The 25109-nt window shown below is 62.8% G+C and carries 24 protein-coding genes, 1 other RNA gene and 1 pseudogene; 15 read left to right on the top strand and 11 right to left on the bottom strand.

Annotated elements, in window-relative coordinates; genetic code table 11:
* Positions 1-332 precede the first annotated feature (332 nt).
* The 3 genes from pyc (at position 333) to FJV77_RS28255 (ending at position 4891) form a co-directional block, all read left to right on the top strand.
* A complete protein-coding gene (gene pyc, locus FJV77_RS28265) occupies positions 333-3791 on the top strand; it encodes a pyruvate carboxylase (protein WP_142869742.1) in 3459 nt (1152 codons plus the stop codon).
* Positions 3792-4001: 210 nt separating this feature from the next.
* Positions 4002-4262, top strand: coding sequence for a DUF2312 domain-containing protein (locus FJV77_RS28260; protein ID WP_023800031.1), 261 nt, complete (start codon positions 4002-4004; stop codon positions 4260-4262).
* Between the two features lie 176 nt (positions 4263-4438).
* The gene (locus FJV77_RS28255; protein WP_142869741.1) at positions 4439-4891 is read left to right on the top strand and encodes a hypothetical protein; all 453 of its coding nucleotides are present in this window, start codon (positions 4439-4441) and stop codon (positions 4889-4891) included.
* Positions 4892-4901: 10 nt separating this feature from the next.
* On the opposite strand, the gene FJV77_RS28250 is transcribed toward FJV77_RS28255, so the two are convergent.
* Positions 4902-5411: an arsenate reductase ArsC gene (locus FJV77_RS28250; RefSeq protein WP_142869740.1), complete on the bottom strand. Its 510-nt coding sequence runs from the start codon at positions 5409-5411 to the stop codon at positions 4902-4904.
* 189 nt (positions 5412-5600) lie between these two features.
* Between FJV77_RS28250 and FJV77_RS28245 the strand changes: the two genes are divergently transcribed.
* Positions 5601-5939 (top strand): hypothetical protein, encoded by a 339-nt coding sequence (locus FJV77_RS28245; RefSeq protein WP_246691406.1) that lies wholly within the window; start codon positions 5601-5603, stop codon positions 5937-5939.
* 63 nt (positions 5940-6002) lie between these two features.
* Here FJV77_RS28245 and msrB read toward each other — a convergent pair whose 3' ends face one another.
* From msrB to FJV77_RS28225, 4 genes are all read right to left on the bottom strand, one after another.
* Entirely contained in the window at positions 6003-6407 is a 405-nt protein-coding gene (gene msrB, locus FJV77_RS28240) for a peptide-methionine (R)-S-oxide reductase MsrB (protein ID WP_142869739.1), read from the bottom strand.
* Between the two features lie 103 nt (positions 6408-6510).
* A complete protein-coding gene (locus FJV77_RS28235; RefSeq protein WP_142869738.1) occupies positions 6511-7701 on the bottom strand; it encodes a VWA domain-containing protein in 1191 nt (396 codons plus the stop codon).
* Between the two features lie 7 nt (positions 7702-7708).
* Positions 7709-8155: a GNAT family N-acetyltransferase gene (locus tag FJV77_RS28230; protein WP_142869737.1), complete on the bottom strand. Its 447-nt coding sequence runs from the start codon at positions 8153-8155 to the stop codon at positions 7709-7711.
* A 55-nt stretch (positions 8156-8210) separates the two neighbouring features.
* Positions 8211-9074 carry a LysR family transcriptional regulator gene (locus tag FJV77_RS28225; RefSeq protein WP_142869736.1) on the bottom strand — a complete coding sequence of 288 codons (864 nt, stop codon included), beginning with the start codon at positions 9072-9074 and terminating at the stop codon, positions 8211-8213.
* 146 nt (positions 9075-9220) lie between these two features.
* Between FJV77_RS28225 and FJV77_RS28220 the strand changes: the two genes are divergently transcribed.
* Positions 9221-10759: an MFS transporter gene (locus FJV77_RS28220; protein WP_185970451.1), complete on the top strand. Its 1539-nt coding sequence runs from the start codon at positions 9221-9223 to the stop codon at positions 10757-10759.
* Positions 10760-10801: 42 nt separating this feature from the next.
* Here the strand turns inward: FJV77_RS28220 and FJV77_RS28215 are convergent, their stop codons facing one another.
* Positions 10802-11641: a MoxR family ATPase gene (locus FJV77_RS28215; RefSeq protein WP_142869735.1), complete on the bottom strand. Its 840-nt coding sequence runs from the start codon at positions 11639-11641 to the stop codon at positions 10802-10804.
* A 150-nt stretch (positions 11642-11791) separates the two neighbouring features.
* Between FJV77_RS28215 and ssrS the strand changes: the two genes are divergently transcribed.
* The 7 genes from ssrS (at position 11792) to FJV77_RS28180 (ending at position 16198) form a co-directional block, all read left to right on the top strand.
* Positions 11792-11947, top strand: a non-coding RNA gene (gene ssrS / locus FJV77_RS28210) — 6S RNA.
* Positions 11948-12045: 98 nt separating this feature from the next.
* Positions 12046-12624: a 5-formyltetrahydrofolate cyclo-ligase gene (locus FJV77_RS28205; protein WP_142869734.1), complete on the top strand. Its 579-nt coding sequence runs from the start codon at positions 12046-12048 to the stop codon at positions 12622-12624.
* Between the two features lie 69 nt (positions 12625-12693).
* On the top strand, positions 12694-13230 hold the full coding sequence (locus tag FJV77_RS28200) for a DUF3592 domain-containing protein (protein WP_185970450.1): 537 nt from the start codon (positions 12694-12696) through the stop codon (positions 13228-13230).
* 56 nt (positions 13231-13286) lie between these two features.
* Positions 13287-14111 carry a YmdB family metallophosphoesterase gene (locus FJV77_RS28195; protein ID WP_142869732.1) on the top strand — a complete coding sequence of 275 codons (825 nt, stop codon included), beginning with the start codon at positions 13287-13289 and terminating at the stop codon, positions 14109-14111.
* A gap of 71 nt (positions 14112-14182) precedes the next feature.
* The gene (locus FJV77_RS28190) at positions 14183-14944 is read left to right on the top strand and encodes a TerC family protein (protein WP_142869731.1); all 762 of its coding nucleotides are present in this window, start codon (positions 14183-14185) and stop codon (positions 14942-14944) included.
* Positions 14945-15146: 202 nt separating this feature from the next.
* Positions 15147-15896: a YebC/PmpR family DNA-binding transcriptional regulator gene (locus FJV77_RS28185; RefSeq protein ID WP_023668740.1), complete on the top strand. Its 750-nt coding sequence runs from the start codon at positions 15147-15149 to the stop codon at positions 15894-15896.
* Positions 15893-16198: a SelT/SelW/SelH family protein gene (locus tag FJV77_RS28180; RefSeq protein ID WP_142869730.1), complete on the top strand. Its 306-nt coding sequence runs from the start codon at positions 15893-15895 to the stop codon at positions 16196-16198. The genes FJV77_RS28185 and FJV77_RS28180 overlap by 4 nt, the downstream gene beginning before the upstream one ends.
* 32 nt (positions 16199-16230) lie before the next feature.
* Here FJV77_RS28180 and FJV77_RS28175 read toward each other — a convergent pair whose 3' ends face one another.
* Positions 16231-16707 (bottom strand): DUF1772 domain-containing protein, encoded by a 477-nt coding sequence (locus tag FJV77_RS28175; RefSeq protein ID WP_142869729.1) that lies wholly within the window; start codon positions 16705-16707, stop codon positions 16231-16233.
* 1 nt (position 16708) lies between these two features.
* A complete protein-coding gene (locus tag FJV77_RS28170) occupies positions 16709-17536 on the bottom strand; it encodes an NAD(P)H-binding protein (protein ID WP_142869728.1) in 828 nt (275 codons plus the stop codon).
* A gap of 118 nt (positions 17537-17654) precedes the next feature.
* Between FJV77_RS28170 and FJV77_RS28165 the strand changes: the two genes are divergently transcribed.
* Positions 17655-18296, top strand: coding sequence for a TetR/AcrR family transcriptional regulator (locus tag FJV77_RS28165; RefSeq protein WP_142869727.1), 642 nt, complete (start codon positions 17655-17657; stop codon positions 18294-18296).
* A gap of 282 nt (positions 18297-18578) precedes the next feature.
* Here the strand turns inward: FJV77_RS28165 and rpmE are convergent, their stop codons facing one another.
* The gene (gene rpmE / locus FJV77_RS28160; protein WP_112559687.1) at positions 18579-18800 is read right to left on the bottom strand and encodes a 50S ribosomal protein L31; all 222 of its coding nucleotides are present in this window, start codon (positions 18798-18800) and stop codon (positions 18579-18581) included.
* 204 nt (positions 18801-19004) lie between these two features.
* On the opposite strand from rpmE, the pseudogene FJV77_RS28155 reads away from it, so the two are divergent.
* Positions 19005-20743 (top strand): annotated as a pseudogene (locus FJV77_RS28155) (ABC transporter transmembrane domain-containing protein).
* 21 nt (positions 20744-20764) lie between these two features.
* Here FJV77_RS28155 and FJV77_RS28150 read toward each other — a convergent pair.
* Both FJV77_RS28150 and FJV77_RS28145 read right to left on the bottom strand, forming a co-directional pair.
* Positions 20765-22882: a DUF3857 domain-containing transglutaminase family protein gene (locus FJV77_RS28150; RefSeq protein WP_142869726.1), complete on the bottom strand. Its 2118-nt coding sequence runs from the start codon at positions 22880-22882 to the stop codon at positions 20765-20767.
* A gap of 102 nt (positions 22883-22984) precedes the next feature.
* A complete protein-coding gene (locus FJV77_RS28145) occupies positions 22985-24469 on the bottom strand; it encodes a carboxypeptidase M32 (RefSeq protein ID WP_142869725.1) in 1485 nt (494 codons plus the stop codon).
* Positions 24470-24632: 163 nt separating this feature from the next.
* Here FJV77_RS28145 and FJV77_RS28140 point away from each other — a divergent pair, with 163 nt between their 5' ends.
* Positions 24633-24986, top strand: coding sequence for a DUF1304 domain-containing protein (locus FJV77_RS28140; protein WP_142869724.1), 354 nt, complete (start codon positions 24633-24635; stop codon positions 24984-24986).
* The last annotated feature ends 123 nt before the right edge of the window (positions 24987-25109 follow it).

Raw genomic sequence — 25109 nt, 5'->3', positions numbered from 1 at the left:
GAGCGCTTGAAACTCGTACTGTGTCTGGACATGCAAAACCCCCGAAGGTTGTGTCCAACTTTCGGGGGTCAGTTCACTTGCGCCGGGCATTTTTCTTTTGATCGGAGCAGGGCGCGATTGCGTTGGCTAAAAAACAACCGTTAGCCGGGAGCGGATTGTGCGCGGGATAGCAATTAGCGTCACTTCGCGACGCCATTCGCACGCAGTCTTTTGCTTTTCGGTGCTAGAATCCATTTAAATCGGTTTAATCGCCTCCCGATTTTGGTTGCACTGCAGCATTTTCGCGTTAATCATTTGCTGAGCCCATCCCTCCCTGTCCGGAGCCTTCTTCCTTGGCCATCACGAAGATCCTCGTCGCCAACCGGTCCGAAATTGCCATCCGCGTCTTTCGCGCGGCCAACGAACTCGGCCTCAAAACCGTGGCGATCTGGGCTGAGGAGGACAAATATTCGCTGCATCGGTTCAAGGCCGATGAAAGCTACCAGGTCGGGCGCGGGCCGCATCTCAACAAGGACATGGGACCGATCGAAAGCTATCTGTCGATCGAGGAAGTGATCCGCGTCGCCAAGCTGTCAGGCGCCGACGCTATCCACCCGGGCTATGGCCTTTTGTCGGAAAGCCCTGAATTCGCAGATGCCTGCGCCGGGGCCGGCATCACCTTTATCGGCCCGAAGCCAGACACGATGCGCCGGCTCGGCAACAAGGTCGCCGCGCGCAATCTCGCCATCGAGGTCGGCGTGCCGGTGATCCCGGCAACCGACCCGCTGCCGGACGACATGGACACGGTCAAGAAATTGGCCAAGGAAATCGGCTATCCGGTGATGCTCAAGGCATCGTGGGGCGGTGGCGGGCGCGGCATGCGCGCCATCCGCGCCGAAGCCGATCTGGTCCGCGAAGTCACCGAAGGCAAGCGCGAGGCCAAGGCGGCCTTCGGCAAGGACGAGGTCTATCTCGAAAAGCTGATCGAGCGCGCCCGCCATGTCGAGGTCCAGGTGCTTGGAGACACGCATGGCAATGCCGTGCATCTGTTCGAGCGCGACTGTTCGATCCAGCGCCGCAACCAGAAGGTCGTCGAGCGGGCGCCGGCGCCCTACCTCGAAATGTCGCAGCGCGATGAGCTTTGCGGGTTTGCGCTCAAGATCGCGCGCGAGACCAGCTACATCGGCGCCGGTACGGTGGAGTTCCTGCAGGACGCCGACACCGGAAAATTCTACTTCATCGAGGTCAATCCGCGCATCCAGGTCGAGCATACCGTCACCGAGCAGGTCACCGGCATCGACATCGTCAAGGCGCAGATCCACATCCTGGACGGCTTTGCCATCGGCACCAAAGAGTCGGGCGTGCCGGCGCAGGCCGACATCAGGCTGAACGGCCACGCGCTGCAGTGCCGCATCACCACCGAGGACCCGGAGCATAGTTTCATTCCGGATTACGGCCGGATCACCGCTTATCGCGAAGCCGCCGGTTTCGGCATCCGCCTCGACGGCGGCACCGCCTATTCCGGCGCGGTCATCACCCGCTTCTACGATCCGCTGCTGGAGAAGGTGACGGCCTGGGCGCCGACACCGGCAGAGGCGATCGCCCGCATGAACCGGGCCTTGCGCGAGTTCCGTATCCGCGGCGTGGCGACCAACCTCACCTTCCTCGAGGCGATCATCAACCACCCGCGCTTCGCCGACAATTCCTACACGACCCGGTTCATCGACACCACGCCAGAACTGTTCGCGCAGGTGAAGCGGCAGGACCGCGCCACCAAGCTGCTCAACTATCTGGCCGACGTCAGTGTCAACGGCCATCCCGAAACCCGCGGCCGTCCGATGCCGAAGGCCGATGCGGCGGCGCCCGTCGTGCCCTATCTCAACGGCAATGTGCCGGGCGGCAGCAAGCAGAAACTCGACGCGCTGGGGCCGGAGAAATTCGCCGCCTGGATGCGTGAGCAGAAGGAGGTGCTGGTCACCGATACGACGATGCGCGACGGCCACCAGTCGCTGCTCGCCACCCGCATGCGCACGCATGACATTGCCGGCATTGCCGGCACCTATGCGCGGGCACTGCCGCGGCTGCTGTCGCTGGAATGCTGGGGCGGCGCCACCTTCGATGTCGCCATGCGCTTCCTCACCGAGGATCCGTGGGAGCGGCTGAGCAAAGTGCGCGAGGCCGCACCCAACCTTTTGCTGCAGATGCTTCTGCGCGGCGCCAACGGCGTCGGCTACACCAACTATCCCGACAATGTCGTGCAGCATTTCGTCAAACAGGCAGCGGCTGGCGGCGTCGACCTGTTCCGCGTCTTCGACTGCCTGAACTGGGTCGAGAATATGCGCGTCGCCATGGACGCGGTGGGCGCCGAGGGCAAGCTGGTCGAAGCGGCGATTTGCTACACCGGTGACATCCTCGATCCGGCACGCGCCAAATACGATCTCAAATACTATGTCGGGCTGGCGAAGGAATTGCAGGCCGCGGGCGCCCACATCATCGCCGTCAAGGACATGGCGGGGCTGCTCAAGCCGGCCGCCGCACGCGTGCTGTTCAAGGCGCTGCGCGAGGCGACCGATCTGCCGATCCATTTCCACACCCACGACACGTCAGGCCTGTCGGCGGCGACGGTGCTGGCGGGCGTGGAAAGCGGCGTCGACGCCATCGATGCGGCGATGGATTCCTTCTCCGGCAACACCTCGCAGCCTTGCCTCGGCTCGATCGTCGAGGCGCTGAAGGGAACCGAGCGCGATCCCGGTCTCGATCCGCAATGGATTCGCAACATCTCCTTCTATTGGGAAGCGGTGCGTAACCAGTATGCCGCCTTCGAAAGCGACCTCAAGGGGCCTGCCTCGGAGGTCTACCTGCACGAAATGCCGGGCGGCCAGTTCACCAACCTCAAGGAACAGGCGCGCTCGCTCGGGCTGGAAACGCGCTGGCACGAGGTGGCGCAGGCCTATCACGACGTCAACCTGATGTTCGGCGACATCGTCAAGGTGACGCCGTCATCCAAGGTGGTCGGCGACATGGCGCTGATGATGGTGAGCCAGGACCTCACCGTCGCCGACGTCGAAAACCCGGCCAAGGACATCGCCTTCCCCGACTCGGTCGTCTCGATGCTGCGCGGCGATCTCGGCCAGTCGCCCGGCGGCTGGCCTGCGAAGCTGCAGAAGAAGGCGCTGAAGGAAAGCAAACCGATCACCGTGCGGCCGGGCTCGCTGCTCAAGCCGGCCGACCTCAAGGCCAGCCGCAAGGAGATCGAGGAGAAGCTGGAGCGCAAGCTCTCGGAGTACGAATTCGCATCCTGGCTGATGTATCCGAAGGTGTTCACCGACTTCGCCGCCGCGCAAGAGACCTACGGGCCGGTCAGCGTGTTGCCGACGCCGACCTATTTCTACGGCATGAAGTCCGAGGACGAGATCTTCCTCGACATCGAAAAAGGCAAGACGCTCGTGGTGCGCTGCCTCGCCATCGGCGATGTCGATGAGAAGGGCATGGTTACCGTGTTTTTCGAGCTCAACGGCCAGCCACGCCGCGTCCGGGTGCCGGACAGGGCGCATGGCGCCTCGGCAGCCAAGGCACGGCGCAAGGCCGAGCCCGGCAACGAGGCGCATGTCGGCGCGCCGATGCCGGGCGTGGTCTCCGCGCTCGCGGTTGCCGCCGGCCAGGCAGTCAAGGCCGGCGATGTGCTGTTGTCGATCGAAGCCATGAAGATGGAGACCGCGCTGCATGCCGAGCGCGACGGCACGGTGGCCGAAGTGCTGGTCAAGGCCGGCGATCAGATCGACGCCAAGGATCTGTTGATCGCGTTCAACTGACGTGCGGATCGATCACACTGGGGACGGCTGGCAGCAGCCGTTCTATCTCTTTGTTTTTACACAATTCCGGACGGAAAACCGCTGCGCACTTTTCCTGGAATTGCTCCAGGCATCGATAATGGCTTGACCCGCCGCGCCCGCTCGGGCATCGAACCCGCTCCAATTTTGCCGCGCCAGAATCGCGGCGCTTAAAAAGAAGCGGAGAAAAACATGGCCGACGACATCACCGAGACCAGCCAGACTGTTGCCGCCGGCCAGTTGCGCGCCTTCATCGAGCGCATCGAGCGGCTCGAGGAAGAAAAGAAGACCATCGCCGACGACATCAAGGAAGTGTTCGCCGAAGCCAAGGGCACCGGCTTCGACACCAAGGCGATGCGCTCGATCATCCGGCTGCGCAAGAAGGACCAGGCCGAGCGGCAGGAAGAGGAAACCATCCTCGATCTCTACAAGGCCGCTCTCGGCATGGTGTAGAGACTGTCTGGAAATTCTACTCCGGCGGCCATCTGATGGCGCTTTCTGCGCTTCCGGTGCTCACGGACCCAAAAGTCCGCTGCGCTCCGGTTCTCGAAACCACCACCATATGACTCGCCGGAGCGAATTTCGAAACAGTCTCGGGCCGAGCATGATGCTAAAGCGGGCATCGAACCATGAGCGAATTCGACTTTGGCGCCCGCCGCGCCTCTGAATTCCGCCAACGCAGCTTCTGGACGCTGTTCGCCGAACGGCACCCGGAGGAACGCGCTTCTATGGCGCGGCGCGGACCTTGGTTCTGGCAGCGCGGGCTGCCGGACTTCGCCCTGGTCCTGTCCATGTATGTCGCGCCGGCGCAGAACCATGTCGGCGTCTTCTTCGGCCGCAACGAGAAGTTCGGCGCCACTGAAGCCTGGTCGCGGTTGAAGCCTTTCCAGCCCGCGATCGAAGGCAGGCTGAAGCTCAGGCCGGAGCAGAGCTGCGAGGGGCTCGGCATCAATTCGATGTGGCGGGTGAACTGCTTTGCCGAGGACAACTGGCCGGCCATGGCCGACTGGCTGGTGACGGAATGCTCGCGCTTCGAGCGCGCCGTCACCGAGGTGCTGGGGCAAGCTGAAATCGGCTCGTGAACTGGGCCGCCTAATTCGGTTTCGGCGCGTCGCGGCCGATCTCGTCCAGATGCTGCTGCAACGCCATGTGGTCCAGCGCGTCCATCGGCAGGTTGGTGAACAGCGAGATGCGGTTGTTGAGCATGCGATAGGCGTCGGCGAAGGCCAGATGCATTTCGGCGTCGGTGCCTTGTGCCTTGGCCGGATCCGGTATCGCCCACAGCGCCGTCATCGGGTGTCCGGGCCAGACCGGGCAGGATTCATTGGCGGTGCTGTCGCATACGGTGAAGACGAAATCCATCTCCGGCGCGTCGGGCTTTGCAAACTCGTCCCAGCCTTTCGAGCGGGCGAAGCCGGTGTCGTAGTCGAGGCTCTCGAGCAGCTGCAGCGCGTAGGGATTGACGGTGCCCTTCGGCTGCGACCCGGCGGAGAAGGCCTTGAATTTCTCGGCGCCAATGCGGTTTAGGATGGCTTCGCCCATGATCGAGCGCGCCGCATTGGCGTTGCACAGGAACAGGACATTGTAGCTTTTGTCGCTCATCAAACACCTCCCTGGCAGGCGACCTCGGGACGAAGGAACGGCACGGTCAGCAAATTAGCTTCGCGGCGGATGCCGACAAGGGGCCATCCGGAAAGATTTCGCGATTGTTTGGCGGCGATCGCCAAGCCATATGCTTCTACGAGCGCGCCTGCCGCGCTCGGGATCGTTGCGAATGAAAGAGTTGAGCTGATGCCAGGACCTGCGGGGAGCGAGGACGGCAAGATGGGCGGAACGGCCGGCTTCTTCCGCTCGCGCTGGCACGGTGCCGTGTCGCTCGATCGCCTGTTCTGGCGCGACATGGTCGTTGTCGGCACCGCGATCAACGTCGCGTCGTCGGTGATCGCGCTCGCCCTGCTCGGGCTGAAGCTGCCGCTGGCCGTGGTGCTGGCCGTGCATTTCGCGCCGGTGCCCTACAACATATTCCTGACCTTGGCCGTCTGGCGAGTCGCCGAAAAGGCCGGCGGCGCCAAGGCCTCGCTGATGATGCTGGGCTCGGCGCTATGGTTGATCCTGGTGGTTGTTGTCTGAGACGCCGACGGAGCACGAAAAAGGGCGGCCGGAGCCGCCCTGTGCAAGAGATGATGACCGGGTTTAAGCCGCCGGCTCGAATTTCAGCGCCACGCCATTGATGCAATAGCGCAGGCCGGTCGGCGGCGGACCGTCGTCGAAGACATGGCCGAGATGGCTGCCGCAGCGCGAGCAGTGGCATTCGGTGCGGACCATGCCGTAGCTGCGGTCGACGGTGTTTTCGACCGAACCCGGCACCGGGTCGTTGAAGCTCGGCCAGCCGGTGCCGCTCTCGAACTTCAGCTTGGATTCGAACAGCGGCTGGTCGCAGCCGACGCAGGAAAAGGTGCCGGCGCGCTTTTCATAAAGCAAAGCGCAGCTTCCGGGCCGTTCGGTGCCGTGACCGCGCATGACCGCATATTGCTCCGGCGTCAGCCGGGCACGCCATTCGGCGTCGGTGCGGGTAACGGGGTAGGTGTGGGTATCCATCTAATCTCCTCAGCCTTGGCGGCTTGTTGTTGGTTGCAGCCAGTATTCGCACCAACATAAGCATTTGTTACACGCCTGCCCAGCGCAGAGGCGTGTTTGGGGCTCAATGCTTGCGGGAGAGCTGCTTGGTCGCGGCTTCGAGCCCGGCCAGCGTCAGCGGGAACATGCGGCCGCCGAAGATGTCGCGGATCATCGCGATCGAATGCGTAAAGCCCCAGTTCTTCTGGTTTTCCGGGTTCAGCCACACCGCATTCGGCCATTGCTGGATGAGGCGGCCAAGCCACACGGCGCCGGCCTCCGGGTTCCAGTGTTCGACCGAGCCGCCAGGATGGGCGATCTCGTAGGGGCTCATCGAGGCGTCGCCGACGACAATCACCTTGTAGTCCGGGCCGTATTTGTGAAGCAGGTCGAAGGTCGGAATCACCTCGGCATGCCTGCGGCGATTGTCCTTCCATACGCCTTCATAGAGGCAGTTGTGAAAGTAGAAATATTCGAGCTGGCGGAACTCGGCGCGGGCAGCCGAAAACAGCTCCTCGACGCTCTTGATGTGGTCGTCCATCGAGCCGCCGACATCGAAGAACATCAACAGCTTCACGGCGTTGCGCCGTTCGGGGCGCGTCTGAACATCGAGATAGCCGTGTTCGGCGGTGGCATGGATAGTGCCGGGCAGGTCGAACTCTTCCTCCGCGCCCTCGCGTACCCAGCGGCGCAGGCGCTTTAGCGCCACCTTGATGTTGCGGGTGCCGAGCTCGACCGCATCGTCGAAATTCCTGAACTCGCGCTTGTCCCAGACTTTTACGGCGCGGCGGTTGCGGCTTTCATGCTGGCCGATGCGCACGCCTTCGGGATTGTAGCCATAGGCGCCGAAAGGCGAGGTGCCGCCGGTGCCGATCCATTTCGAGCCGCCCTGGTGGCGGCCTTTCTGCTCCTCAAGCCGTTGCTTCAAAGTCTCCATCAGCTTGTCGAAACCGCCGAGCGCCTCGACCAGTTTTTTCTCTTCCTCGGTCAGATGCTTTTCGGCGAGACGGCGCAGCCATTCCTCAGGGATGTTGGCGACATCGACGGCATCGGGGCCGGTGAGCGCTTCAATGCCCTTGAAGACATGCGCAAACACCTGATCGAAGCGGTCGATATAGCGTTCGTCCTTCACCAAAGCGGCGCGGGCGAGATAGTAAAAACCCTCGACATCATAGTCGACCAGCCCGGCCTCCAGCCCCTCCAGCAGCGACAGATACTCCCTGAGCGAAACGGGAACCCGCGCAGCCTTCAGTTCGAGAAAGAAAGGAAGGAACATGGGCTATCTACAGCAGATCGTATTCGATGAAGCCAGTCCGCCGGGCAACGCGGTCGTAAAGTTTGCGCGCGGTGGTGTTGGTTTCGCGGGTCATCCAGTAGACGTTCTTGACGCCGATCTTGCCGGCTTCCTGCTTCACCGCTTCGATCAGCGCCGCACCGATGCCTTTGCCGCGCACCTCGGGGTCGGCGAAAAGGTCCTGCAGATAGCAGTTGTTTTTTTCGGACCAGCCGGAGCGGTGATAGAGATAATGGGTCAGGCCGACCGCCTTGCCGTCGAGCGTGGCGATAAAACCCTTCGGCTCGAATTCACTTTCCGTGAACAGCCGCTTCCAGGTGATGTCGTAGACCTCGTCCGGCAGCTTGGTTTCGTAGAAGGTGAGGTAGGCGGTCCACAGCCGCCGCCAGTCGGCGTGGTCGGCCTGCGCCAGGGGACGGACGGTGATCTCGGTCATTTCGGTTCCTCCAAAGCCCGATCCCTTGCGATGGAATCAGATCGCACAGCTTGGCCTAGGCAGCCGCAGAATTGTACTCGCGAAATGCTGTCGCCAGCACATGCAGCGCCTCGCGCGCCCGCGGCGCCAGCGTGTGTGAATGCAGGACCACTTCGGATGGGTCAAGCGGCGGCAGGCCAAGCTTGCGGCCAACCTCGACCAGGCCGGGAGGAACGACCCGGTGGGCCAGCGCCGAAATAGCAAAGCCCGCCGATACCGCAATGTTGACAGCCGCGCCGCCACCGCCGACGAAGGCCTCCTCCCAGGCGATGCCTGCCTTGTCCAGCGTCTCGACCGCCCGCACACGGTCCGGGCAGCTGCATATCGTGCTCAGAAGCGCCAGGCGCAGCGGCGTTCCGCGTTGCCATTCGAAGGAAGGGGTCGCGAACCAGCCATAGTGGTTGCGCGACAAGGTCCGGCCCGGACGGCTGTCGCCTTCGCGGTGCACGATGATCGCATCGAGTTCGCCGCGATCGAACGCTTCCTTCAGAATGGTGCTGGTGTCGATCCTCAAACTGAGCGTGAGCGAGGGATCGTGCGCATGGAGCTGGGCAATCAGGACGGAAAGCTCGGGGCCGGCGACATGATCGACAAAGCCGAGCGCGAGCCGGCAAGGTGCTTCGGCAAACTCAGCCATGGCCCGCTCATGGGCGGCCAGGAAGTCGCGCGCGGAGGGCAGGAAAACAGCCCCCTTCGCCGACAGGCTGACGCGGCGCGGCGTGCGTTCGATCAGCCGCGCCCCGAGCTTTTCCTCGAGACGGCGCAGCTTGACGCTGATCGTGGCCTGGGTGCTGCCGAGCGCTGCGGCGGCGCGAGTGAAGCTCTGCAGGTCGGCCACCATAACGAAGGTGCGGACGGCATCGACATCAAGGCTGGTCATTTACAGACTCCGCTGGTCAGCATGCCAAATTGTCATTTCTGATATAGCCAACCATAGCCTTTTTTCATGGTCAAGTCTCCTCTATTTCAGGCCGATCGCGGTTTGAAGAGCATCGCCGCCCCATGTTCCGATGGAGAGAGATCGATATGCCAATTCAACGAAACACCATTGCGCTGACCGGCGTGTGCTTGGCGTCGCTGCTGTTCGGGCTCGAAATCTCCAGCGTGCCGGTGATCCTGCCAAAACTGGAAAGCGTGCTCGCCGCCGATTTCAAAGACCTGCAATGGATCATGAATGCCTACACCATTGCCTGCACGACGGTGCTGATGGCAACGGGGACATTGGCCGACCGTTTCGGCCGAAAGAGCGTGATGGTGATCACCACCGCCGCCTTCGGCCTCGCCTCGCTGCTGTGCGGCCTGGCAACGAGCGCGCCTTTGCTGATCGCCGCCCGCTTCCTGCAAGGCCTTGCCGGCGGCGCGATGCTGACCTGCAGCGTCGCGGTGCTGTCGCATCAGTTTCAGGATGGAAAAGCGCGCGGCAAGGCTTTTGTCGCCTGGAGCGTCGTCGCGGGCATCGGGCTCGGTTTCGGGCCTGCCATTGGCGGTCTGATCGTGGCGCTGTCGAACTGGCAGTGGGTGTTCCTCATTCACGTGCCGCTGGCGATCCTGGCGCTCGCCTTCATCGGCGCCGGTGTCACGCAATCGCGCGATCACAACGCACAGAAGCTCGACTGGGCCGGCATGCTGACGCTTTCGGCGGCCGTGTTCGGCTTCTCCTATCTGATCACGCAAGGTGCGGACCTCGGAGCCAGCGCCCGCATCGGCGTGATATCAGCCTCGGTGGCGGCCTTCATCGCTTTCCTGGTCGCCGAGAGGGTCAATGCATATCCGATGTTTGATTTTTCCGTGTTCCGCATCCGCCAGTTTTCCGGCGCGATCATGGGCGCGATCGGCATGAATTTCAGCTACTGGCCGTTCATCATCTATCTGCCGATCTATTATTCGGGCGTGCTCGGCTATGACAGCACGACGACCGGCTTGCTGCTGCTTGTCTACACGCTGCCCTTTATGGTGATGCCGCCAATCGCCGAACGCATTCGCGCGCGCCACCAAGCGCGGATTGCCATCCCGCTTGGTCTTTTGACATTGGGGATCGGGTTCATCGCCATGTGGATCGGCTCCGGGCTTGAGGGGGCCTCCTGGCTGACCATGCTGCCCGGCACGCTGATCGCCGGCATCGGCATCGGCCTCACCAATTCGCCGACCACCAACACCACGACCGGCGCGGTGTCGCCGGATCGCGCCGGCATGGCCTCCGGCATCGATATCAGCGCCCGCCTGATCACACTCGCCATCAACATCGCGGTGCTCGGCCTGCTGCTGACGCTGGGTATCGTTTCCCACCTGCGCACCACACTCGGCGCGGCTTTGGAGCCGAACGAGGTGCGAGCGCTGGCGGAAAGGATCGCCACCGGAAATCTCAATGACTTGACGCAAGTCTCGCCCGATCTCGCAACGCTCGATCCGTCCGGCGCCATTGTGCACGCCGCATTGGTCAACGGTTTCAGCTGGGTCATGCTCTATTGCGGGATCGGCGTTCTAGCCCTGTCGGTCATCGGCTTCGTCATCTTCGGACGGAAGCGCGTCACGCCGCAGGAGACAGAGTTTGCTCCCGCCGAGTGAGCGGCCGAAGCCAGCTCATGGTTGTCAGCCAGCCCGGCGCCCTTACCCCTGCCGTCTGGCCATGAAGGCCAGGCGCTCGAACAGGTGCACGTCCTGCTCGTTCTTCAGCAATGCGCCATGCAGTTTGGGCAGCGCGTTCTTGGGATCGGCGCGCAGATCCTCGGGTGCGATATCGTCAGCGACCAGCAGGCGGATCCAGTCGAGGGCCTCGGAGGTCGACGGCTTCTTTTTAAGGCCGGGGACGTCGCGGATTTCGTAGAACTGGGTCAGTGCCGCGCGCACCAGATTCTGCTTGATGCCGGGATAGTGGACGTCGACGATCTTGTGCAGCGTGTCGACATCGGGGAAGCGGATGTAGTGGAAGAAGCAGCGGCGCAGGAAGGCGTCGGGCAGTTCCTTCTCATTGTTGGAGGTTATGATGACAATGGGACGCACAGCGGCGCGGATCGTCTCGCCGGTCTCATAGACGAAGAACTCCATCCGATCGAGTTCCTGCAGCAGATCGTTGGGAAACTCGATGTCGGCCTTGTCGATCTCATCGATCAACAGCACGACCTTCTTGTCGGCGGCGAACGCCTCCCAGAGCTTGCCGCGCTTGATGTAGTTCCGGATGTCGTTGAAGCGCCCGTCGCCAAGCTGGCTGTCGCGCAGCCGCGAGACCGCGTCATACTCATAGAGCCCCTGCTGCGCCCGCGTCGTCGACTTGACGTGCCATTCGATCAGGTCGAGGCCAAGCGCCGATGCCACCTGGCGTGCGAGCTCGGTCTTGCCGGTGCCGGGCTCGCCCTTGACCAGCAAGGGTCGCTCCAGCGCGATCGCCGCATTGACGGCCACCATCAGGTCTTTGTCGGCGACATAGGCCGCCGTGCCTTCAAAACGCATGCTTGCTCCTCGGTTTGTCATCGCGACCGTAAGGACGCCGCCCGGTCTGTGCAAGAGCGAGCCGGTTGTGACGAGAAGGGCGTTCATACGAAATGGGAACATCGGCTCATGTCACTGGCGCTTGACCGACCAGCGGCCTATATTGGGGACGACGGTCTGCGCTTCCCGGCAGGAGAACATTTTCCCCGGGGCCTTAACGATCCTTAGGGAGCTGTCCCTGGGAAGACCCGTGGGTTTTCTCATACGGCGCCCACCTACTTTGTAGGTTCCCGGGATCGCTCTCTCCACCGGTTGTGTGGATCGTCACTCAAGGCCAAGCATCCACTGACATTTCGGTGGACCGTGTGGTAGAAAACGTCGCTCCTGACACTCCGCTCAAATCCGACCTTTTCTACCTTGGCTCCATGACCTCTCCGAAAGAACTCAAAAAACATCTCCGCAAGGAAGCTCTCGGCCGCCGCGATGCGCTCGATCCGATGTGGCGGGTGGAGATCGAGCTTGAGATGGCCGAGACGGCGCGCGATCACCTCGCTATCGAGCCTGGCCAGATCGTTTCAGCCTTCTGGCCGATGCGGTCGGAAGTCGACGTCAGGCCGCTGATGTTTGCCTTGCGCGAGAAGGGAGCCAGGCTTTGCCTGCCGGCCATTCTCGACAAGACCACAATTGTCTTTCGCGAACTGGTGCGCGGCGCGCCGATGGTCGAGATGGGGTTTGGCACGGTCGGTCCGCATGAGGAAGCCGAGGTGCTCGACCCCGCGGTGATGCTGGTGCCGCTCGCCGCTTTCGATGCGCGCGGCCACCGCATCGGCTACGGCGCCGGCCATTACGACCGCGCCATCGCTAGGCTGATCGACAAGGGCCAGCCGCCCCGGCTGATCGGCATCGCCTTCGATTGCCAGGAGGTGGCGCTGGTGCCGGACGAGAACCATGACGTGATCATCCCGGAAATACTCACGGAGAGCGGGTTGCGCCGCTTCGCTTAAAAGTTCGCGATCCGCTTAACGCGTTTCCAAGACATGCCGGATACTATTTCCGCAATACAATCCGAGCCGATGGCGGCCATGATGTTTGTCTTAGCACGCTACCTGCTGATGCCGTTCGTCCTCATCGCGGCGACGCTGTTCGCGATGGGCTTGCACATTGTCGGAACCGCCCTGCATCACCAGTTCGCCTGGCATCAGGCGGTTGCCACCGTAACGGATGTCAGTCCCTATACCGAAACGCAGAAAAACGGGCTGATCACGAAAGGCATCAATGTCGCCATCGCCTATGTCGCCAACGATGCACCGATGAGCTGGTCCGGCAAGGGGAAGGATATCGGTCTCTACACCGCGTCCAAAGGCGACCAGGTGGGATTGTACTACGACCCCGCCGATCCATCGTCCCTCGATACCGCTGCAATGAAAGGCTGGCGCGGCGGGTTGCTGCTCTTTGCCGTTACGGGCGGCTTCACCGTGTTCTACGTCTGGTTCTTCTGGCTGCGCGGACGCAACGCGCCGCCGACGTCGCCGATAGCGTCGCCTGTTCGCGTTGCGGGCGCGAATGCAAAGCCGCTCCACCAGCAGGGTGATACTTTCGGCCGGCGTTAGCGCCAATCGCCGGGGTAGCGCTTGCCTAGCGTCCTCGCCTCTGGATAGAAGTGGACATGAGACTTCTCTTCCTCGGCGACATGGTGGGCAAATCGGGACGTACGGCGGTGTGGGAACAGCTTCCCAGCCTGATCTCCGATTTCAAACTCGATTTCGTCATCGTCAATGGTGAGAACGCCGCCGGCGGTTTCGGCATCACCGAAGAGATATTTCGCGACACGATCGCCGCCGGCGCCGATGTCGTCACCACCGGCAACCATGTCTGGGACCAGCGCGACGCGCTGATCTTCGCGCCGCGCGAAGAACGCTTCCTGCGCCCGTCGAATTTCCCCAAGGGCACGCCGGGGCGCGGCTCCGGCGTCTACATCGCCAGGAACGGCGCGCGCGTGCTGGTCGCCAACATTATGGGCCGGGTGTTCATGCATCCCGAGCTCGACGATCCGTTCCAGGCCGGCGAGCGCGAACTCGCCGCCTGTCCGCTGGGCGAGCAGGCCGATGCCGTGGTTATCGACTTCCACGCCGAGGCGACCTCGGAGAAAATGTGCTTCGCGCATTTCGTCGACGGCCGCGCCAGCCTCGTCATCGGCACCCACACGCACCAGCCGACGGCCGACCACCAGATCCTCAATGGCGGCACCGGCTACATGTCCGACGCCGGCATGTGCGGCGACTATGATTCCTCGCTCGGCATGGACAAGGAAGAGCCGCTTAACCGGTTCCTGTCGAAAGTGCCGAAAGGCCGGTTCGAGGCGGCGACCGGACCGGCGACATTGTGCGGCGTCGGCGTCGAGATCTCTGACCGCACCGGGCTGGCCGAGAAGATCGCGCCGTTTCGTCGCGGGCCTCGGCTGGAGGAAACAGCGCCGTCCTTCTGGTCGTGACATTGATATAGACGCACCCAGTACCTAACTGGCGGCGACACCTGCTTCAGATCGTAGAGGGGACGACCTCCATGCAGCTCATCGAATTCCTGGCGCCGCATTTTCAATTTGTCTCTGACCCCACCGCCTGGGTCGCGTTGCTGACGCTGATTGTGCTCGAGGTCGTGCTCGGCATCGACAATCTGATCTTCATCTCGATCCTGACCAACAAATTGCCGGAAGCGCAGCGCGCACGCGCCCGCCGTCTCGGCATCTCGGCGGCGCTGGTCATGCGGCTGGTGCTGCTCGCCACCATCTCGATCATCGTTCAGCTGACGACGCCGGTGTTCACCGCCTTCGGTCACGGCTTTTCCTGGCGCGACCTGATCCTGATCGCTGGCGGCCTGTTCCTGGTCTGGAAGGCGACCAAGGAAATCCATCACACGGTCGACCCGGAAGACCACAAGGATACGATGCTGGGCGAGACGCTGCAGATATCGCTTGCCGGCGCCATCTTCCAGATCCTGTTGCTCGACCTCGTCTTTTCCATCGATTCCATCATCACCGCCGTCGGCATGACCGACGAGATCGCCATCATGTATATCGCCGTGATCGTGGCGGTGAGCGTGATGATGCTGGCGGCCGGGCCGCTCGCCAACTTCATCGCCAAGAACCCGAGCATCGTCATGCTGGCTTTGGGCTTCCTGCTGATGATCGGCATGACGCTGATCGCCGACGGCATGGGCTATCATGTGCCCAAGGGCTACATCTACGCCGCCATGGGTTTCTCGGCACTGGTCGAAGGCCTCAACATGCTGGCGCGGCGGCGCAGGAAATCCGGCGGCGGGCATTGAAGCTGCTCGCCGGGGCGCTGTGAACGCCGTGTCTGGACGAATTGAGCCGATTTATCTATAAGCCGGCCATTCCGACAGAGAACGCCATATGCCTTCGCAGGCATGCGAGAGACGTTCTGAAATTTAAATTCGAGCATTTGCGGGAAGGCCGGGTATCGTCGCCTCGCTTCGTGATGCTCTAGCCGAAGACGACAGGGGTGCCATGGCTGGCCATTCACAGTTCAAGAACATCATGCACCGCAAGGGCCGCCAGGACGCGGTGCGGTCGAAAATGTTTTCCAAGCTGGCGCGCGAAATCACCGTCGCCGCCAAGAGCGGGACGCCGGATCCGTCGATGAACCCGCGCCTGCGCCTGGCCATCCAAAACGCCAAGGCGGTGTCCATGCCGAAGGACAATATCCAGCGCGCCATCAACAAGGCGTCGATGGGCGATGCCGAGAATTACGAAGCGGTGCGCTATGAGGGCTACGGCCCGGGCGGCGTGGCGCTGATCGTCGAGGCGCTGACCGACAACCGCAACCGTTCGGCGTCGAACGTACGCGCCGCCTTCACCAAGGCCGGCGGAGCGCTCGGCGAAACCGGCTCGGTGTCGTTCATGTGGAATCGCGCCGGCGAGATCTACTATCCGGCCTCCGCCGGCAGCGCCGACAAGGTCATGGACGCGGCGATCGAGGCCGGCGCCGATGATGTCGAGTCCGACGAGGAAGGCCACACCATCTATTGCGCCTTCGAGAGTATGGGCGAAGTGTCGAAGGCGCTGGAAGCCTCGCTCGGGGAGGCCGAATCGGTGAAGCCGATCTGGCAGCCGCAGAACAATGTCCCGGTCGACGAGGAGCGCGCACAGTCGCTGATGAAGCTGGTGGCAACGCTCGAGGACGACGACGACGTCCAGAGCGTCTACGCCAATTTCGAAGTCGACGACGAGACCATGGCCAAGCTCAGCGCGGCATGAGCGAAAAGCCCGCCGTCCGCATCACCTATTGCACGCAGTGCCAGTGGCTGTTGCGCGCCGGCTGGATGGCGCAGGAGCTGCTCTCCACCTTCGGCACGGATCTCGGCGAAGTGACGCTGGTGCCCGGCACCGGTGGCATCTTCACCATTTCCTGCAACGACGTGCTGGTCTGGGATCGCAAGCGCGACGGGGGTTTCCCGGAAGCAGCAAAACTCAAGCAACTGGTTCGCGACGTGATCGATCCGGATCGCGATCTCGGCCACTCCGACCGCAAGGGTCACACGCAAAAAGGCCCCGCCTGAGCGAGGTCTTTTGCATTTGCGAAGTGCCATCTTCATAGCAACGCGAAGATGAAGCAGGCCATCGACACGATGGCGGTGATGGTGCGGACGTGGTTCCACATCACCCATTGGTTCAGATGGTTCGCCCACACGGCGGCGCCATTGACGCTGGCCGGATCGACGGCGGCGAGCGCATCGTTGAGCGGCACATTGAAGACCATGGTCACGATCGGGTTGCCGATCAGGTAGATCACCGCTCCGGCAAGCAACCAGTACGAGCCGGACTGGCTCCAGCCCATGATTGCGGCGGCGATAAGCACCAGGCAGAGCAAGCCGGTGCCGAACAGCGCCGTCATGAAGGTCGGCGTGATCACCGTGATGTTGATCGAATTCATCGCCGCAATGCCTTGAGGGACGGGCAGCCGGGCAAGCGCGGCCATGACGAAGTTGGAAAAGGCGAAGAACACGCCGCCGACGACGCCCGAACCGATTGCGGCAATGATGGTGAGGGTGGGAAGAAGCTTGATCATCTCAGTTGCTCCAGATGCCGGTTGCGGCGGTTTCATGTGCGTAGGCGGAAAAGTCTTTCGGCGCGCGGCCGAGCACACGCTGGACGCCATCGGTCAGCGTCTCGTTGCGGCCGTCGAGCACTTCGGTGAACAGCTCGTTGAGCAGCCAGGCGATCTCGGACGGCAGTTCATGTGCTGCCGTCGCGGCGGTGAATTCGTCATGGGAGACCTTGATATAGCGGATGTCGCGCCCGGCCGCCTTGGCGATCTCGGCGACCGCGTCGGCGAAGCTCAGCAGACGCGGCCCGGTCAGCTCATAGAGCTGGCCGACATGGCCTGGCTCGGTCAGCGCGACGAAGGCCGCGTCGGCAATGTCGTCGGCATCGACAAAGGGCTCGCCGACAGTGCCGACCGGCAAGGCAACTTCGCCTTCGAGCAAGGACTCGATGAGAAAGCCTTCGCTGAAGTTCTGCGAAAACCAGGCACAGCGCAGGATCGTCCAGTCGGCGCCCGAGGATTTGACCATCTCTTCGGCGCGCTGGGCCTCCGTCTCGCCGCGCCCGGAGAGCAGCACCAGCCGGGTGACGCCATTGGCCACTGCAAGCCTGGCGAAGGCCTCGACGGTCTCGGCCGCGCCCGGCACGGCGATGTCGGGATAGTAGCTGATGTAGACGGCACGCACGCCTTGCAGGGCCGGGCCCCAGGTCGCCGGAACCTCCCAGTCGAAGCGTGGGCTGCCGGAGCGCGAGCCGATGCGCACGGGAACGCCCTTTGCGGTCAGGCGCTCTGCGAGGCGACGGCCGGTCTTGCCGGTGCCGCCGAGGATCAGGATTGGTTTGGTGTCAGTCATTGTGTGGTTTCCTCTGTTTGAAAATATGAGTAATCCTCACATTTGCAAAACGTGATAAACCCTCGTATTTTATGAGTCAAGCCGTTTGTTGGGAATTTTGTCGAGACCGGAGACAGTCATGGAAGACACAGCAGCGCCCGCATCTGCCCCGGAGCAGGTCGCATCGCCGCGGCGGGCGCCGACGCAGCAACGCAGCCGCGAGCGGGTCGAACGGATGCTGGCCGCAGCCTCTGCGTTGATTGCCCAACAAGGCAGCGACGCCATGCGAATGGGCGAGGTGGCTGAACGGGCCGGGGTGTCGATCGGTTCGCTCTACCAGTTCTTTCCCGACAAGCGGGCGATCGTCTGGGCGCTGGCCGAGCGCTACACCGCCGAAAGCCAGGCCTGCATTTCCTCGGCGCTCAAGGATGTCAGCGACGCTGAAGGCCTGCGGCAGGCGTTTTCGGAGCTGGTCGATATCTACTACCGGCTGTTCCTGGCCGAGCCGGTGATGCGCGACATCTGGTCTGGCACGCAGGCCGACAAGGCGCTGCGACAGCTCGAACTCGCCGACAGCCGCGCCAATGCCGAATTCCTGACCGCGGTCCTCAAGCGGCTGCAACCCGGCGCCGATCCGGTGGCGCTGGAGACGACGGCGTTTCTGGTCTGGCAGATGGGCGAGGCCGCGGTGCGGCTGGCGATCTCGGTCGACCGGCAGGAGGGCGACAGGCTGGTGGCCGCCTACAAGCGCATGGCGCTGCGGGAGTTATTGGAAGGGTAGGAGACAGCGCTCCTCCCCCCGTCTCTATACGGGCAGAGGATGCCGGCAGGCAGGTGAGGGGCAGAGCAAGCTTAGAAAATTTAACTTCGCTTTGCCGGGGCAAGCCGCCGAATACCCCAAGCTGGCTATTTTGCTGATGACCAAACTTACCGACGCTGGCGCTGCCCCTCATCCGCCTGCCGGCACCTTCTCCCCGTATAGTGACGGGGAGAAGGTGGCTGTCACGGCAACAAAAAAACCCGCCACGAGGGCGGGTTCTTGATTCTGCGATGCAGATAAAACTTAGAGGCCGAAACCTTCGAAGCGCTTCTTGAACTTCGACAGGCGGCCGCCGCGGTCGAGCAGGGTTTGCTGGCCACCGGTCCAGGCCGGGTGCGTGGTCGGGTCGATATCGAGGTTCATCGTATCGCCTTCCTTGCCCCAGGTCGAACGGGTCATATATTCGGTGCCATCGGTCATGACGACCTTGATGGTGTGGTAGTCGGGATGGATGTCGGCCTTCATTGTCGTGCTTCCTGGCTTGTGGCGCTGCCGACGGGCCCGTGGCCTGCGTCGATGCGCCCCTTTTTAAAACTCGAAGCCGCAGCTATTGAAAAGCCACGGCTTCTAAAACGGTCGGCGAGCCTATACATCAGCCGGAATTGAATCACAAGGCCGTGGCAGGCGCATATTGAAGGCGCTTGACCGGAACGGCCAGAGGAAACGGTCATGGCGGACATCGGCGGCGAGCAAGACGGGCGCAGACGCTCGCTCGGACCGCTCAGGCGCCTCTCTCCCTACATCGCCCGCTACCGCAAACTGGTCATCGGCGCCGTCATCTCGCTGGCCGTCGCGGCGGCGACGACGCTGGCGCTGCCGCTCGCCGTGCGGCGCATGATCGACCTCGGTTTCAGCGCGTCCAGCACCACCTTCATCGCCGAGTATTTCGCTGCTTTGGTGGCGATGGCAGCCGTTTTGGCGGCGGCATCGGCCGGCCGCTACTATTTCGTCATTACGCTCGGCGAGCGGGTCGTCGCCGACATCCGCAGCGATGTGTTTTCGCATGTCACGACGCTGTCGCCGTCCTTTTTCGACACTGCCCAGTCGGGCGAGATCGTCTCGCGGCTCGCCGCCGATACGACGCAGGTGAAATCCGCCGTCGGCGCCACCGCCTCGGTGGCGCTGCGCAACGTCATTCTCGGCCTCGGCGCTGTGGCGATGATGGTCGTCACCAGCCCGAAACTCTCCGGCCTGGTCATCGCGGCCATTCCGGTGATCGTGCTGCCGTTGGTCGCCTTCGGTCGCTCGGTCCGGCGCCGGTCACGGCAGGCCCAGGACACGTTGGCGCAAGCGACCGCCTATGCCAGCGAGCAGATCGGCGCCGTGCGCACGCTGCAGGCCTTCACCAACGAGGCGCTGGTCACCGGGCGGTTCTCGGCCGCGGTGGAAGCCGCGTTCCAGGCAGCGCGCTCGTCGATTTTCGCCCGCTCTTTCCTCACCTTCTTTGCCATCTTCACGATCTTTTCCTCGGTCGTGGCGGTGCTGTGGTTCGGTTCGCGCGACGTGCTTGCCGGCACCATGTCGCCCGGCACGCTCGGCCAGTTCCTGCTCTATTCGGTGTTTGCCGCCGGCGCGCTCGGCGCGCTGTCGGAAGTGTGGGGCGAGCTCTCCCAGGCGGCGGGTGCGGCCGAACGGCTGACCGAGATCCTCGACGAGACGCCGGCGATCCTGGCGCCTGCGAGGCCGCTGCAGCTGCCGGCCAAGGCGAAGGGCGCGATCAGCTTCGACGATGTCTCCTTCTCCTATCCGGCGCGGTCGGGCCCTCGGGCGCGGGGAAAAGCACGGTCTTTTCGCTGATCCTGCGCTTCTACGATCCCGAGACTGGCCGCATCGCCATCGACGGCGTCGACGTGCGCGAGGCCGATCCGGCCGATGTCCGGGAGCGCATCGCCATCGTGCCGCAGGATGTCACCATTTTTGCGGCGAGTGCGCGCGACAATATCGGCTTTGGCCGGCCGGGCGCCACGAATGCCGAGATCGAGACGGCCGCCAGGGACGCGCTGGCCGACGAATTCATCCTCAAACTCGACAAGGGCTATGATGCCCAAGTCGGCGAGCGCGGCGTGACCTTGTCCGGCGGCCAGCGCCAGCGCGTGGCGATCGCCCGCGCCATCCTGCGCGATGCGCCGATCCTGTTGCTCGACGAGGCGACCTCGGCGCTCGATGCCGAAAGCGAAACACTGGTGCAGACGGCGCTGGAACGGTTGATGCAGGGCCGCACCACCATCGTCATCGCCCACCGTCTGGCAACGGTGCTGAAGGCCGACCGTATCCTGGTCATGGATGGTGGCCGCATCGTCGAGGAAGGCACGCATCAGAGCCTGGTTGCAAAAGGCGGTATCTACGCGCGGCTGGCCAAGCTGCAGTTCGAAACCGGAGCCAGCGCATTCAGGGGCGCCGCGGAGTAGGTGCTGCTGCGCAGATAGAGTTCAGCCGCGGGCAGGCTGGCGCCGGCCACGCCGGATAGCGATGAATACCGGGACGCCGACGAACAAGGTCAACAGGAACATGCTGGCGATGACCTGTCGCTGTTGCGTGTCCGGATCGCTGACCTTCACTTCGGCGGGCGGCGGATCGATGTAGGTAAAGTCATACTGCCACTGAACGTCCTTTGAGATGTCCTCGACGGATTTCAGATAATCCGCAATCGCCGTGGCAGGAACTTCCCTTGCCAGCGTTTGCAGATTCCATTCCACCCGGAATTCGGTTGCCGTGTTGCTCCAGGACGTCTTCAGCGACACATAGGGTGTCACGATGTTCTTTATTTCCTCGCCGGAAAACCTCGCTTTGAGGTTGCGCGCCGTCACGCTGTGGCGACGGTAATACGGAGTGCCGAGCGATATCGGGCCGCGACGGCCGACGATGGTCGGGGCCGGGAGATAGTTGCCGAGATCCGCCGCCTGGATAGGAAAATTCTTGGCAAGGTCGTTGGCCGCCAGCGCCTGCGCCGGCAATGAATAGCTTTCTTTAACGCTGACGACGTTGCCGTCGCGTCGATCTAGGATTTCCAGCTTTGCGGTGCTTTGAATGCCCGGATACTGCTTGCTGTAATATTTCAGGTAGTTGTCCGACAGCTCGGTCAGCGACTGGCCAGCCAGCCTGTTGCGCATCGAGTCGGCGTCGGCGCCTTCGTACATGGAAAAGACCGTCAGCGACAACGGATCGCCCGGCTTCTCGGGAAAGTCGAATTCTTCGGCGACCTGGATCGACGGGTTGGTCAGCTCCGGGGTTGGCATCTTCTCCAATCCGCCGGTGCTGGAAAGCGGCAGCGCGAACCCAAAATCGGCCTGCGCAAGATTGTATGCCTTGCCGCCCTGAAGGTCATTGGTGGCATCCAGCCAGTATGTCTGGGTTCCGATCTTCGCCTTGACGATGGCATGGTCGAAATCGCGCAGCGCCGGCAGGTGCTGGTCGAGAGCCCGCCCATGATCGAGATCGGCCAGGGCGACTTCGGCAGAAATGCCAAGTCGCACAAGCGACGAGGCAAGCAGCAGTGCCTTGTCCTTGCAATCGCCAAACCCGCTTTGCAGGACAGTTGCCGGATCGCGTGGAATGTAGGATCCTGCACCGATCGACAGGCTGACATAACGGATCTGGTCCTGCACCAGCCGCGTCGCCTGGATCATCCGGTCTTCGGCCACAGGATGCTTGACGGCGATGTCGTCGAGCTTGGCTGCGAAGTCGGCGGGAAAATCGGTCACCGGCCTGTAGTGGGGCGCAATGGCGTCGACGACACTTTGCCAGTCTGCGGTCGAGGCCACGTCGACGGACCCCCAGGCCGGATATTGCACCGGCAGGTTGTCCTCGACCTTGACCGGCTTCGGATTGCGGATCTCCCACAAATAGACCGCGTCCGATCCCGACGACGAGATTGTCGGCTTGAATTCCGTTCCTCTTGCCTTGATCTGAAGCGGCTGACTGGCGGGCCAGGTGATGTTTGCGCGGATGAGCGCCACCGGCTCTTCCCACTCGGTCGCAAAGCTGAAAAAGAAAAGATCCTTGCCGACAAGCGGCGTGATTTCGTAGGTCGTCGCATAGTCGACAATGTCACCGACACGCACATCTTCGACGTTGACGTGGGCCGTCAGCCAGCCGTCGTACAGGCCTTTCTCAGCGTCCTTTTCCTGCCTGAAAATATCGAATTTCGTGCTTGCCAGCCGGTCGATCACGGCGCCATCGCGGATGATGCGCAGATGGTTCAAGGTGACTTTGTGCCGCGACGGATCGAACTGCAGGTCGATTCCGGCGCCTTGCTCGAGCCCGGGCCGGTCGACGATCTTGTAGACCGTGCGGGAGTACTCGTCGTAGCCGCCGGTGCGGCGAGCGATCTGGTCGTCCGAGAGCAGCCACGAGATGCCGTTCCTGATCTGGTCGGATCGGGTGGCGTCAGCCGAGGGAACATCGATCAGCCTCGTCCAGGCCGGCGCTGGTCCGACAAGGACGACCTCGTCGGACAGGGCCGGAGAACTCAAGCTGATCAGAAACAGGGCGAAAGCAATGAGCCGCCAGCAAGACTTGACCACACGAAAATCAATACAGACCGACATTCCAGTTTCGCCAGCGCTCCAAAGAGCCCTTTTGTCAAAGGCTTTCCGGCAGAAGTAAAGACCATGCCCTATGTTTTTGGATGCCGTGCCAGCCGAAATGGCTCAAGCCCCGTATCGCTGCTGCAGGTGACGGGTGAAATGCGCGGCATTCAGTTTTTCGCCGGTGGCGCGTTCGAGCAGGTCGGGCGTCGACCAGTGTGAGCCCTGCGACCAGATCCTGTCGCGACGCCAGCCGTTGATTGCCTCGAAATTTCCTTTTGCCAGGTCGTCGTCGGCGGAAGGATGCTCGCTGGTCAGCGCCGCCCATTGCTGCGCCGCCATCATGGCGCCCAGCGTATAGGACGGGAAATAGCCGAAGGCCGCACCTGGCCAATGCACGTCCTGCATCGGCCCGTCGGCCGGATTGTCTATGGTCGACAGGCCAAGATACTCCCGCATCTTGGCGTCCCACGCCTCGGGCAGGTCGGCGGCCTGCAGCCGCCCCGAGACAAGCTCCTGCTCCAGCTCGTAGCGAAGGATGACATGCAGCGGATAGGTGACCTCGTCGGCGTCAACGCGGATCAGGCCGCGCTCGACCCGGTGTACATGGGGCAGGATGTCGTCGAGCGACCAGGCTTCGCCGAGATGCTTTTCGACCACCGGCAGCGCCCAGCGCCAGAATTCGGGGTTGCGGCCGATCTGCTTCTCGACGAACAGGCTCTGGCTTTCATGCACCGCCATGCCGCGCGCCTTCCCCAGCGGCCAGTGCGCCCAGGCCTTCGGCAGGTTCTGTTCGTAGAGCGCGTGGCCGGTCTCGTGCAGCACGCCCATCAGTGCCGACAGGAAATCCGAGGTCTTGTAGCGGGTGGTGATGCGCACGTCGCTCGGCACGCCGCCGCAGAAAGGATGATGCGACACCGACAGCGAGCCATGGGTGAGGTCGAAGCCAACCGCCGCCATCATGGCGAGGCCAAGCTCGCGCTGCCGGTCGATCGCATAGCTGCCCGAAAGCGGCTTCAACGGGCGTTTGGCCAGCCGTTCTTCCTGCACGGCCAGCGCTTGCGGCACGAAGCCCTTCAGGAATGTCTTGAGTTCCGTGAACACCGGCGTGATGTCGGCGGTGCGGTTGCCGGGATCGTATTGCTCCATCAGCGCGTCGTAGGGATCGAGGCCGAGCGCTTCGGCGCGCAGCGCAGCCTCCTCGCGCACCAGCGCGATGACACCTTCGAGCGCCGGCAGGAAGCCTGCCCAGTCGTTCTTGGCGCGAAGGTCACGCCAGAGCTGCTCGGAGCGCATGCGCGCCACCGTCTGGCGCTCGACGAACTCGACCGGCAGGCAGGTCAGGTTGGTGTATTGCCGGCGCAATTCCCGGACCGCCGCCTGCTGCTCCTCGTTCAGCACCTCTTGTTCGGCGGCGGCGAGCCAGTCGGCGATTTCCGGCGCCGTTGCCCGGGCATGCAGCATGCCGGCAAGCGAAGACATGGCTTCGGCGCGCTTCTCACCGCCGCCGACAGCCATGTGGGTCGCCTCATCGGCGCCGAGGATGGCGAGCGCATGTTCCAGCGCTTCGAGCTTGTGGCCGAGATCATCGAGTTTCTGAAAGGACATGGCAGGTTCCGCGGTTTTGGACGGCGGGAAAAGATACCAATGTGGCGGCATTGGCAACCCTGCACAAATGTCGGTTAATGGGCGCAAGACGGCGCGAGCTTGCGCGCCGTGGCGGGCGTGCTCAATATGGCCCGACGGCGTGATGCCACCTGGGGGAGAAGACATGATCGCCAACATACTGGTCGGGCTGGTGGCGCTGATCCACTGCTACATCGTCTATCTGGAGATGGTGGCATGGGACACGCCGCGTGGCCACAAGGCGTTCAACCTCAAGCCGGACTTCGCCAGCGCATCGAAAGTGCTGGCCGCCAATCAGGGGCTTTACAACGGCTTCCTTGCGGCCGGGCTGATCTGGGGCCTCTATCTCGGCGCGGCCGGATTCCAGGTCAAGGTGTTCTTCCTGCTTTGCGTCGCCATCGCCGGGCTATATGGCGCGGCGACCGCCAGCAGGAAGATCCTGTATATCCAGACCGTGCCAGCGGTGGTTGCGCTCGTCGCGCTCTTGCTCGGCTGGTAAAAAGACGCCCTCGGATCCCGCGCGAGGAGCCTAAAAACCCGAAGTGTAATTAAAAAAGATAATGTTTTCAGACCTTGCTTGCGCCCTAGAGTTGAGGCGGGGAACAAATTCGCGTGACCAACA

Source organism: Mesorhizobium sp. WSM4306, from assembly GCF_007003975.1.
Classification (GTDB): domain Bacteria; phylum Pseudomonadota; class Alphaproteobacteria; order Rhizobiales; family Rhizobiaceae; genus Mesorhizobium.
This window is presented reverse-complemented; position numbering and strand designations above follow the sequence as displayed.

Excerpts from the sequence above, each read along its gene's own strand:
- FJV77_RS28260 (WP_023800031.1), top strand. The coding sequence starts at position 4,002 with ATGGCCGACGACATCACCGAGACCAGCCAGACTGTTGCCGCCGGCCAG.
- FJV77_RS28255 (WP_142869741.1), top strand. The coding sequence starts at position 4,439 with ATGAGCGAATTCGACTTTGGCGCCCGCCGCGCCTCTGAATTCCGCCAA.
- FJV77_RS28250 (WP_142869740.1), bottom strand. The coding sequence starts at position 5,411 with ATGAGCGACAAAAGCTACAATGTCCTGTTCCTGTGCAACGCCAATGCG.
- FJV77_RS28245 (WP_246691406.1), top strand. The coding sequence starts at position 5,601 with ATGCCAGGACCTGCGGGGAGCGAGGACGGCAAGATGGGCGGAACGGCC.
- msrB (WP_142869739.1), bottom strand. The coding sequence starts at position 6,407 with ATGGATACCCACACCTACCCCGTTACCCGCACCGACGCCGAATGGCGT.
- FJV77_RS28235 (WP_142869738.1), bottom strand. The coding sequence starts at position 7,701 with ATGTTCCTTCCTTTCTTTCTCGAACTGAAGGCTGCGCGGGTTCCCGTT.
- FJV77_RS28230 (WP_142869737.1), bottom strand. The coding sequence starts at position 8,155 with ATGACCGAGATCACCGTCCGTCCCCTGGCGCAGGCCGACCACGCCGAC.
- FJV77_RS28225 (WP_142869736.1), bottom strand. The coding sequence starts at position 9,074 with ATGACCAGCCTTGATGTCGATGCCGTCCGCACCTTCGTTATGGTGGCC.
- FJV77_RS28220 (WP_185970451.1), top strand. The coding sequence starts at position 9,221 with ATGCCAATTCAACGAAACACCATTGCGCTGACCGGCGTGTGCTTGGCG.
- FJV77_RS28215 (WP_142869735.1), bottom strand. The coding sequence starts at position 11,641 with ATGCGTTTTGAAGGCACGGCGGCCTATGTCGCCGACAAAGACCTGATG.
- FJV77_RS28205 (WP_142869734.1), top strand. The coding sequence starts at position 12,046 with ATGACCTCTCCGAAAGAACTCAAAAAACATCTCCGCAAGGAAGCTCTC.
- FJV77_RS28200 (WP_185970450.1), top strand. The coding sequence starts at position 12,694 with ATGGCGGCCATGATGTTTGTCTTAGCACGCTACCTGCTGATGCCGTTC.
- FJV77_RS28195 (WP_142869732.1), top strand. The coding sequence starts at position 13,287 with ATGAGACTTCTCTTCCTCGGCGACATGGTGGGCAAATCGGGACGTACG.
- FJV77_RS28190 (WP_142869731.1), top strand. The coding sequence starts at position 14,183 with ATGCAGCTCATCGAATTCCTGGCGCCGCATTTTCAATTTGTCTCTGAC.
- FJV77_RS28185 (WP_023668740.1), top strand. The coding sequence starts at position 15,147 with ATGGCTGGCCATTCACAGTTCAAGAACATCATGCACCGCAAGGGCCGC.
- FJV77_RS28180 (WP_142869730.1), top strand. The coding sequence starts at position 15,893 with ATGAGCGAAAAGCCCGCCGTCCGCATCACCTATTGCACGCAGTGCCAG.
- FJV77_RS28175 (WP_142869729.1), bottom strand. The coding sequence starts at position 16,707 with ATGATCAAGCTTCTTCCCACCCTCACCATCATTGCCGCAATCGGTTCG.
- FJV77_RS28170 (WP_142869728.1), bottom strand. The coding sequence starts at position 17,536 with ATGACTGACACCAAACCAATCCTGATCCTCGGCGGCACCGGCAAGACC.
- FJV77_RS28165 (WP_142869727.1), top strand. The coding sequence starts at position 17,655 with ATGGAAGACACAGCAGCGCCCGCATCTGCCCCGGAGCAGGTCGCATCG.
- rpmE (WP_112559687.1), bottom strand. The coding sequence starts at position 18,800 with ATGAAGGCCGACATCCATCCCGACTACCACACCATCAAGGTCGTCATG.
- FJV77_RS28150 (WP_142869726.1), bottom strand. The coding sequence starts at position 22,882 with ATGTCGGTCTGTATTGATTTTCGTGTGGTCAAGTCTTGCTGGCGGCTC.
- FJV77_RS28145 (WP_142869725.1), bottom strand. The coding sequence starts at position 24,469 with ATGTCCTTTCAGAAACTCGATGATCTCGGCCACAAGCTCGAAGCGCTG.
- FJV77_RS28140 (WP_142869724.1), top strand. The coding sequence starts at position 24,633 with ATGATCGCCAACATACTGGTCGGGCTGGTGGCGCTGATCCACTGCTAC.